The organism is uncultured Methanobrevibacter sp. (genome assembly GCF_937906425.1).
In the GTDB taxonomy this organism is placed as follows: domain Archaea; phylum Methanobacteriota; class Methanobacteria; order Methanobacteriales; family Methanobacteriaceae; genus Methanobrevibacter.
In genome coordinates this window covers 1-10,617 of the sequence record NZ_CALCYR010000253.1, presented here as the reverse complement: position 1 = coordinate 10,617, position 10,617 = coordinate 1, and the positions used below count along the sequence as shown (strand labels likewise).

At 31.1% G+C, this 10,617-nt stretch carries 7 protein-coding genes; 1 reads left to right on the top strand and 6 read right to left on the bottom strand.

The window, feature by feature from the left end; translation table 11 throughout:
• Positions 1-119: 119 nt before the first annotated feature.
• The 5 genes from Q0138_RS07470 to alaS all read right to left on the bottom strand — a co-directional run bounded on the left by Q0138_RS07470 (position 120) and on the right by alaS (position 8,420).
• Positions 120-1,202: an acyltransferase family protein gene (locus tag Q0138_RS07470; RefSeq protein WP_297982833.1), complete on the bottom strand. Its 1,083-nt coding sequence runs from the start codon at positions 1,200-1,202 to the stop codon at positions 120-122.
• A gap of 181 nt (positions 1,203-1,383) precedes the next feature.
• Positions 1,384-1,971, bottom strand: a complete 588-nt coding sequence (locus Q0138_RS07465) for a DUF998 domain-containing protein (RefSeq protein ID WP_297982830.1) — start codon at positions 1,969-1,971, stop codon at positions 1,384-1,386.
• Positions 1,972-2,305: 334 nt separating this feature from the next.
• A complete protein-coding gene (thiI, locus tag Q0138_RS07460; RefSeq protein WP_297982827.1) occupies positions 2,306-3,454 on the bottom strand; it encodes a tRNA uracil 4-sulfurtransferase ThiI in 1,149 nt (382 codons plus the stop codon).
• 477 nt (positions 3,455-3,931) lie between these two features.
• The gene (locus tag Q0138_RS07455) at positions 3,932-5,128 is read right to left on the bottom strand and encodes a potassium/proton antiporter (protein WP_297982825.1); all 1,197 of its coding nucleotides are present in this window, start codon (positions 5,126-5,128) and stop codon (positions 3,932-3,934) included.
• A 532-nt stretch (positions 5,129-5,660) separates the two neighbouring features.
• Complete coding sequence (gene alaS / locus Q0138_RS07450) at positions 5,661-8,420, bottom strand: alanine--tRNA ligase (protein ID WP_297982821.1); 2,760 nt, start codon at positions 8,418-8,420, stop codon at positions 5,661-5,663.
• Between the two features lie 436 nt (positions 8,421-8,856).
• On the opposite strand from alaS, the gene Q0138_RS07445 reads away from it, so the two are divergent.
• The gene (locus tag Q0138_RS07445; RefSeq protein WP_297982818.1) at positions 8,857-9,717 is read left to right on the top strand and encodes a hypothetical protein; all 861 of its coding nucleotides are present in this window, start codon (positions 8,857-8,859) and stop codon (positions 9,715-9,717) included.
• A gap of 344 nt (positions 9,718-10,061) precedes the next feature.
• On the opposite strand, the gene Q0138_RS07440 is transcribed toward Q0138_RS07445, so the two are convergent.
• A partial coding sequence (locus Q0138_RS07440) for an aminotransferase class V-fold PLP-dependent enzyme (protein ID WP_297982814.1) occupies positions 10,062-10,617 on the bottom strand: 556 nt, incomplete at its 5' end.

The following is a 10,617-nucleotide window of genomic DNA, read 5'->3' as shown; positions in this document are numbered from 1 at the left end:
AAAAAGAAGAAAAACATCAATAAACCATTATAAAAAGAATGAAAAAAAGAAGAAAAACATCAATAAACCATTATAAAAAGAATGAAAAAAAGAAGAAACTGGGCAAAAATAATTAAAAATTATTTTGCACCAATAATTCCCTTAACATAAGGAACCCGATTCAAAAGATCCATTATAATCATTGTCAATGGAACAATTAAAACAAACAAGACAATTACCAAGATGACCTGATTCATTGGAGGTAATATCTTATACAACAATACAATCAAAGGATAATGAATCAAATACATTCCATAACTGTATTTTGCCATTGAAAAGATAAATTTATAAGCATATCCTTCCTTATTGATGTTAAACTTATGATTTCTAAATAACAAGAATACTCCTGCAGCTTCAATAGCTAAAAATATTGAATATCTGTTGAAATAGAACATTTTAGTAGGACTTGATTTTAAAATACATAAGGATATCATTGCAATTGCCGGAGCAAGAACCAATAGCCATACGACAAATTTGTTTTCAAAGATTTTCCTTTTTGTATGTCTTAAATAATAACCTAAAACAACAAATCCTATTGGGCTTGTAAAATAGGACAATTTAACCGGAAACTCAGTAAACAATGTAAAATCAAAAATGCTTGTAATTAGCCAAAATGCTAAGAAATACTCAGCTTCAGTCAATTCTGAATGAAGTAACCACTTGTTGAATATAGGCATAATCAGATAGGTTCCAAGAATCATCCAGAAGAACCAATTAGCCCTAAATCCTAAAGTGTGATTTGCCAATATTGCATTAAGATAAAAGTTTCCGATTGTTGCAATATCAAAACTTTTGACAAAGTGAATTGATGTGAAATAGGAAATTAATACAAATAATGTAATCAGAACTGCATTCCAAAAGATAAATGGGGAAACAATCCTTGGAATCCTTTTACCCAGAAAGGTCTTAATGTCCCAAACACGTCCAAGTGAAAGTGCACCGGACAACATTAAAAATACATCAACACCGATTCTGAATGGATTTCCCATTACCTGCATTACCAACCAACTTAAGCTAGGCATTATGGCAAATTCACCTATCACATTAGATCTTGTAATTGCATAAATGTGAACAACAATTACACATGTTATTGCCAATGCTCTTAAAGCATCAAAATAAAAAATTCTTTTTGATTTCTTTTTCCCAACAACAGTATTCGACATAATAATAAGCCTCTATTAAGTATAGACAATAAATAACATATTTAAGTTTATTTAACATTATATTTAAAGTTTTGTAAATAAAAAAGAAGAATTTAAGGCTTAAATGGGAAAAATCCAAAGAAAAAAGATAATTGAAAAAAACTTAATAAAGTTAAGATATAATGAAAAAGATTAAAAGGAATTATTCACTTAAAAGAAAGATTCCTGTAATCAGACTCCAAACAATCAATGTATAAACAGACAATCTTTCAAAAATAGGCATGTAAATGCTATCCATATTGAAAAACATTATCCAAAAGAAGATTAAGCCAATTATTCCTAAAATCAAACTTATCCTTTGATAGTTCTCAAAACTTTCCATTGACCTTGAAATAATCACCAATAAAATGTTTCCGCCAAGAATGGCCATAACCGCACCTAGACTATGATAACTTGCAGTCAAGGGATTTCCGCCATGAATAAAACCAACTATAATTACCCCAATTGAAGTTATTAGAGTTAAAATATAAAATAGATTATGCCTTTTGATGATATAATCCTTAAACTTATAGAAATTAGAAAAACACAAAGACAATCCAATTACAACAAATGCAGAATTCATCAATAAGGACAATGGAGATGAGAATCCTGGAATCCCCAATTGGGAAATTGTATGAAAAAGATAGGTGTTTATTAAAGAATCATTAAAATTAAGAGCAGAAACAAGTTCAGCTATGATATAATATAGACTGCCTAATACAAATACAATCCCTGCAATTTTTCTTCTCATCAAATCACCTGAATTATTAAATAAGTTTTAATAGGAATTGAAAATTAAATAAAGTTTTAAAATAGCTAAAATTAAAAATTAATTAAAATTAAAAATTTAAAATTAATTTAAATTAAAAATTAAATAAAAATTTAAAAATAACTAAAATTAAAATTAAACTAAAATTAAAATTAAGCTAAAATAAAATAAAATTTTAAAAGGAATTAAGAAAATTCTAAAATCCGAAATAAAAAAAATATGAAAGAATTAAGAAAATTCTAAAATCCAAATAAAATAAAATAAAAAAATCTAAAATGAATTAAAAATTAATAAAAAACTACAAGCATTAATTAAATTAATAAACAATAGTTTTAAATGCTTTTTCTAATTCTTCGTCCTGATTCATTTGTTCTTTAACTTCCTTAACCAATTCTAAATCTGCATTTGTTTCAGGATACCTAGGAACTGCCTTACATCCTCCATCATTTCTTTTGGAAATTTCAAAGGTGCCTATCTTTTCAGCAATTCTAGTTATCTCAAGCTTGTCAAGACCGATTAAAGGACTTAAAACAGGAACGTCAAGATCCTCACGGGTTGCAAGAATGTTTGGAAGAGTCTGGGAAGCAACTTGTCCTAAACTGCTGCCATCAATAACAGCTTCAGCATGAAGCTTCTTGGCCAATTTTCCTGCAGTCTTATACATTCCAGACTTACATAAAACACAGGTCATTCTTTCAGGAGCCTTTTCCTTACATGCAGAAAGGTATTCCCCATACTTTATTACTCTTTTCTTGATTGGAGCACCACTTGCATAAAGATTCAATTGATCTATCAAGTCATTGAAATTCTTCAATGCCTCTTCACTGGTGTATGGATCATTGTCACAATACAATGCAATTACCTGACAGCCCCTCTTCATCATCAGATAGGTAGCTACAGGTGAGTCAATTCCACTTGAAACAAGTGCTACAACCTTTCCCTGAGTTCCAAGAGGCAATCCTCCAGGACCTGGAATCTTTTCATGATAGACATAGGTGTCTCCGTCCCTCACTTCAAGATAAATTGTAAGTTGAGGATTTGACAAGTTTACTGGAGCGCCAATTTTACGAACTACAACAGCACCTGCAAATGCAGCCATTTCCTGAGAGGAGAACTCATGATTTCCAACCCTTCTACAATTAATTGCAAATTCGGTATTTTCATCCAATAAACCTTCCTCAATTAAATAATCAGCATAATTTGAAACTGTTTCCTCAATATCCTCAAAAGTGGATTTACATGAAACAGCCAAGGAGTAGGAAACCACTCCAAAAATTCTTTCAAGCTTTTCTACAGCATCATCATAGTCTTCAGGATGAATGTAAATTCTTGCTTGACTTACCCTAACATCTGCATCTATTGATGCCTTTATATTATGAACCAAACGTTTTTCAAATCTCCTTCTAACACGGTCACTCTTTAATGCAAGTTCACCGTAACGAGCTATTATAACATCATATTCCATAAAATACCTCTATAATCTTGATTTGATTAAATAGTGATAAATTAATAATTTTATTTTACAATCCCTTAAATAAAATATTTATACTATCCCTTCACCGTACAATCAAATTATTAATTTATTTAAAAGACTTAAACTAAAATAAAAACATTTTTAATAATTTATATAATTTAAATTTATTTTTAAATAGTTTTATACTTTTTTAATATTTAATCCTTTTAATATTATCTTTTTTTTAATTTATAAATATAACGATTGTTATAAAACAATTGGAAGTTAAAAAAATAGGGAAAAGGAGGAGTGATTAAAAAAATAAGAAAGAAATATAGATTAAATTTAAAAATTAAGAAAAAATAAGAAATTAATTATTAAAATAAAAATAAAAAAAAGTTTTAATTAAAAATTAAATAAATTTAAAAAATTTAAATAAAATTAAAAAAAAATAAAAATAAAAAAAAGTTTTAATTAAAAATTAAATACCTATTTTGCCCCAATACTTTCAATAAGACCCATACGTCTTGCCATAAACTTAATAGTTGAACCTTGGAAAATAACTGAAATAAATGTAATAACCAAAACGATATTGAAAATTACATTGGAACCCGGAATTCCATACACCAATGGATAAAATGCAAAGACAATAGGAACTGCTCCTTTTACCCCAGACCAGGCCAAAAATGCCTTTGAACTTCTTCCCAACCTAAATGGAGCAAGGGAAATTAAAACTGCAAGAGGCCTTGCAATAAATATAAGCATTATTGAAATAAGAATTGCGGGGAAAATGACCACAATCAACTCTTTTGGAGAGGTGAATGCACCTAACAAAATAAACATGATTATCTGCATTAACCAAGCCAAACCGTCAAAGAAGGATAACTGATCACTTTTAAACTTAATCTTATAATCCCCAATCACAAGTGCAGCAATATAAACAGCTAAAAATCCATTTCCGCCAACTGATTCTGCAATGGCAAAGGAAAGAATAGCTGAAGCAAAGAGAAGCACAGGATACAAACCTTCAACTGAAAGATTGATTTTTGATAAAATCTCTGCAAATACCTTTCCAAGAATTAAACCCCCTACAATACCAAAAACCAATGATTGAACAAATAGAATTATCAAATCAAATGAAGAAACAGTAGGGTTTAAAATCATGTAAATAAATGAACTGACCAGAATATAAGCCATTGGGTCGTTTGTTGCACTTTCAAGTTCCAAAATCTTATCCAAATTGTTCTTGAGTTTGATTTTGGAAGAATTGAAAATTGAAAATACAGCTGCTGCATCTGTTGATGAAACAATTGACCCCAACAACAGGGACATCAATAAATCATATTTGAATATAAAGTGAATGAGAAGCCCCATTGAAATTGCAGTTACAAAAACACCGACAGTAGCTAGGGAAACACCCTTTTTAGCAATAGGGCGCATCACATCCAAATCAGTGTCCAAACCACCTGAAAACATGATGATAATCAGTGCAAATATACTTACATACTGAACCAATTGATAATTGGCAAGTGTTGGACGGATAAAGTTTCCAGCATCAAACATAAGCCCAATAAATAGGAAAATAACCAATGAAGGAACTCCTATTTTTGAAGTAAACTTACTTAAAAAGACACTTAGGATTAATAAACCGCCAATAAGCAATAAAATTAAATTAATATCAAACATAATACCAAAAAAATAAAAATTAATTAAAAATTAAATAAATTTAAAATAATTTAAAATAATTTAAAATAAATTAATTAAAAATTAAATAAATTTAAAAAAATTTAAAAAAATTTAAAAAAATTTAAATAAATTTAAATAAAAAATATAAAAAGATTTCCAAAAAATAGAAATAAGGCAATTTATTTAAAGATATAATTGAATATTTTTTATAAAAAATAAGTTAAAAATTTATTTTAAAATAAAAATTAAGCCTTTAACTATTTTAGTAAACTTTTGTAAGTATAATATAATATATGTTAAGTATTTTATTTAAAGGTTTGCAAAAATATAATGGAAATAGTAAAAAAATTAAAAGAAAAAAGAATAAAATTAAAAGAAATTGAAAAAAATAAAACAATTAACCCAATTAAGAAAAGACTATTAAAAAATAAAAAAAAGTAATGAAATTAATTAAAAAAAAGAGAAAAATTTTAAAAAAAGAATAAAAATAATGAATAAAAAAATAAAAAAATAGTAAAAATAAAAAATGTAACTATTGACTCAAAAGATCAATAGCTAAATCCAATGCTTCACTCATTTTATCCGCATTTGGACCTGCTCCTTGAGCTAAAGTAGGACGTCCTCCTCCTCCACCTCCAAGTACAGAAGCAGCTTCTTTTAAAATATTATTTACCAAAATTCCAGAGTCAATTGCATCTTGACCTGCAGCAGCAACAATCTTACCATCATTGTTTCCAATAAAGACAATATCCGCCTTAGCGCTGTCAGTGAAATCAGTAGCAATCTTTTGAAGTTCCTTAATGTCTCCATCAATGATTTCCTTCAATACTTTCAATCCATTGATTTCAATGGTATTGTTTGCAAGGGACTCCACCTTCAAATTAGCAATTTCCTTTTGAAGTTTTGCAATCTCATTTTTCTGTGCCTTCCATTCACTGAAGAACCTTTCACAGGTTTTAGGCAATTGCTCATTGGTTACACTGAAAGTGCCGGAACTTTCCCTAAGGATCTCCTTATCCGCCTGAATTGAGTCAATGGCTGCAAGACCTGCTGAGAAGTCAATTCTCTCAACACCATCCTGAACCCTTTCAGTCTTGTTGATTTTAATAGGTCCGACTTCACCTGTCCTATCCAAGTGAGTACCTGCACAAGCCTGTACATCAATTCCAGGGATTTTAACAACACGGATTTCAGAACCTGGCACTACACCACCTTGGTATAATGTGAAACCATATTTCTTCTCTGCCTCATCACGGCTTAACCAATTGATATCAAGATCAATATTTGCCATAACATACTCATTGGCCAATTTTTCAATCTCATTCAATTCTTCCTGGGTGATACGTTTGTAATGAGAGAGGTCGATACGTGACCTTTCAAGGCCTTTCTGTGCACCAGCCTGCCAAATGTGTTGGCCCAAGACTTTTCTTGCAGCTGCAATTACCAAGTGAGTTCCTGTGTGATGTCTTGCAAGAGTAATGCGCCTATTCCAATTGATGGCCATATTTAGATTTTCACCTATGAATTCCTTCAATCCAGCAATCAAATCAGCTCTCTGATTTTGCTTATCCTCATCTGAAGCGTCCTTGTCATACTTAAGAGCCAATCTGTGCAATACAATATTGTTTAGCTTTTCAGCGTAAATTACTTCATAAATCTTGCCGTCGATTGAAACAATACCTATATCGGAAGGTTGACCTCCTCCTTCAGGGTAGAAAATAGTTCTGTCAAAAATAAGGTTTACATTGCCATCCTTTTCAATTACATCAAGAAGTTTGGCATCATATTCCTTTTGATAAATATCATTATAGAAGTCAAGACTGGTATTTGGAACATCAAGCTCAAAGGATTCCTTCTTAGCCACCTTATCCTCCTCGTGCATGTCAGCAACGATTGTAAAGAAATTGTCAGGAACAAAGACCTCAAAGTCCTCATCTCCACTTGCCATTTCCTCAACGGTTTCAGGAGGCATTCCTTGAGCATCATACAAGTCAATCAAGGTTTCTAAAGGCATGGAATTTTTACCCTCTTTCTTAAGACGTTTGATTGTTCTTTTTACAGTCTTTTTACCCTTATTGATTGTGTTTGCATATCTTTCCTCTTCAAGGTTAATGATATTCATGATATGCTCTTGGGACTTGTCGATTTCAGGGTAGAACTCTCTTAAAAATTCCAATTGAATCTCCATGATGTCGGATAGGGACTCCTTCATATTCAAATCCTTCATGAAACGGATGGTTCTTCTTAAAACAAGTCTTGCAAGATAACCTTCCTTAACATTGGATGGAATAATGCCGTCAGCCAACATGAATGCAAGACATCTAGTATGATCTGCAATAATGTAAATGGCTTCCATAGGCTCTGCATTTTCCAAATATTCCTCAAGGGAAATGTCAAGACTTTTAGCAACCTGTTCACGAAGTTCACGGATGTCTCCAATATCCTCAATATCCATCATTCCTGCAATCTCTGCATTGCGAGCCAAAATGTCCTCATTCACTTCAACACCTGTAATGCTTTTAAGCTTGTCAACAACCGGAGCAAAACAAGCGTCATATGCAGTAGGGGTTCCTTGGGAAATCCATGCAATCCTTTCCAAACCATAACCGGTATCAACAACCTTGATTGGAATCTCTTCCCTTTCACCGTTTTCCAAGGTTTTGTATTGCATGAAAACAAGGGTTGCAAGCTCTACACCACGGCAACAGACCTCATAACAAGGGCCCTCATTACCTCCACCTTTCCACCAGGACTTGATGAAAGTGATTTCCTCAGTATTTATGCCGATGGAATTGAAGAATTCATGACAAAGCCTGATGGTTTCATCTTCCCAGTAGATAAAGTTTTCAGGCTTGTTTATCACTGTGTGTGAACCCATTGTGAAACATGTCATGTGTCTTCCGGTCCTTCCAACATTGTCTACATCATTGAGACGTATGGATGGTTGTTCAACTTCAAGAGGATTAGCTGGAGGTTCCACCAAACCAGAGGTTATCCATGGTTGGAAGCAAAATATTGAAGCTCCAACTAAAAATACATCATCCCTCCATCTTTTAGCCAAAGTTGGATAACGTGATATATGTTCGTGACCTTCTTTTTCTAAAAAACTTCTAAAAGTTTCTTGAATTTCGTATAAGTCATATGGCTTATCAGTTGCAGGGTTTCCAATAAATCCATATTCATCACATGGAGCGTCTCCACATGTGTCTCTTTCCACTTGGGAGTAAAACTCATTCCCACATGTTTTACATTTGTACTCTTTATAACCAAGTTCTTCAAATATTTTAAGCATAATAATCAGCTTTATCAGTTTTTGATTTGTTAAATAATTAGTTAGTTAATTTAAAATTTTTTTAAAGGAAAAGTTAATTGATTTGTATTTAATAAATACATAACAGTTTATTATATATTTTTTAATCTATTAAAGACTTTGTATAAAAATAAGAGTTTTTATTAAATTGATTCTATATGATTAGCAAATAGCTGTTAAAATTAAAATCAATTATTTAAAGATTTAAAAATAAAATTATTGAAATTATTAAAAGTATTAAAATTATTAAAATAACTCAAATAATCAAATAAAAAAAATTATTAAAAATTATTAAAATAAATCAAATAATCGAATTAAAGAAAATAAAATTATTAAAAATTATTAAAAAATATTAAAAAGTCTTAAAAATCTAAAAAAAGCAAAAATAAAAGACAGTGTCGAATCATTCCTTAAAAAAATGAGTGTTAAAGCACCTTTTAGAATTAAGCAATTATTAAAATATTTTAAAAACGTTAAAAATGATATTTTTATAGAACGCTTAGATATTTTCGTTTTTACTATGGAGTTATTATATAATAGAGCAAAAATTAATTTTACTAAAAAAGAAAAACATTATATTTTATTTGCTAAAGTTTTATTTGAGGAATGTTTATATATATCAAATTCTTTTATTGAAAATGATGATCAAGCAAAAATGGATTTTAATTTACTTCAAAAATATAAAGAGATTAATCAAGATTGTGCTAAAAAAATAAAATTATTATCAGCTAAATCAACTAATGAAATAGAAAAATTAAAAATACAAGGAAAATTATTTAATAACGAAAATAAATTAGAAAAAGATGATTTAAATTTTTTGCTATTTAATTTAAATTTAACTTTAAAAAAAATAAATTCAATAGAAAATTTAATAGAAAACGAAGAAGCCTTAGAAACCAAAAGTTTTTATTTAGCAAATATTGTTAAAATAGAAATTATAAAAGGAGAAAAAAATATAGATTTTAAAAAATTAGAACAATATGCTCTAGAAAGTATAAGCATCGCTGAGAAATTAAAAAATAATTGTAAAAATAAACGGTGGTTTAAAGAAATCGTTGAATTAAGAAATACTATTCTTAAAAAAATTAGGGGGTATAAACCAGCCCCCACCGCGATAAAAATTGATGAGGATGATTTGGATGAATTATTTTTAACTTTGTTAAATCGAGGAAATGAAGAACTTTTGAGATATATTTTGAAAATTCAAAGTTTACATGAAAAATCTCTTGAAAAAATTCATTTTTCCCTCGTTGCACCAACGTCCAAGAAGCAAAAATAGGAACCCGGTCCAATTGATGTTGTTTGATAAATTTTGCGGTAGCACGCGGGGCGGCGTACGGATAACGGATGTCCGTCACCACATCGGCAATAGTCCATACTAAGCCGTTAGCAACCGCAATAAATGGAATGACGTAAAACATCTTTTTTAATATATTCCGCGTAGATGCAACCAGTCTGGTAGATAGCTCATCCCACCAGCTGGGCCCCGGTTGCACTCGGGCTATCCACGCTGAAAACAACACAAGCAGTACAAATATACCGATATGATGATGAAACGCATAACACAACGATACCATTAAAAAGAACAGCACACCGGGTAACCACAGATATTTAAGTTGTTTTTTAGGCAATAACAAACCTAAACAACTCCATACTATTACGCCGATAAAAGCCGTCGGAATTATCGATTGCGTCGTAAAGAAGTTTCGCCTTAATCAAATTGCGCCGCGCCATTTCTTCGAGACCGCCGCAACCTTTAATCCAAGCCGCGACCTTGCCGACAATGTAAATCGCAAACGCGGGCGGAGTGTTGTAAAGCGAATTCTTTTTGTAAAAAGTATCGTAGCGCAACATCGTCGGGAGAGTTTCCAAACTTTTTTCGATAAGCGATTTTCTTGCAACAACGACTACAACGCCCGCCGCGCCCAAATTTTTCTGAACGCCCGCATAAATCAGCGAAAACTTTTTGAAGTCGACAGGACGGCTCAACATATCGCTTGACATGTCGGCGAAAAGAGGGACATTGCCTGTTTCGGGGACGTAGTGAAATTCCGTGCCGTAAATCGTGTTGTTGTAGCAGACGTGCAAATAAGCAGCATTCGGATTTATGTTTAATTCGTCTTGACGCGGGACACGCTTAAAGTTTTCTTCCTTAGTTGACGCCGCAATTTCCCCGACG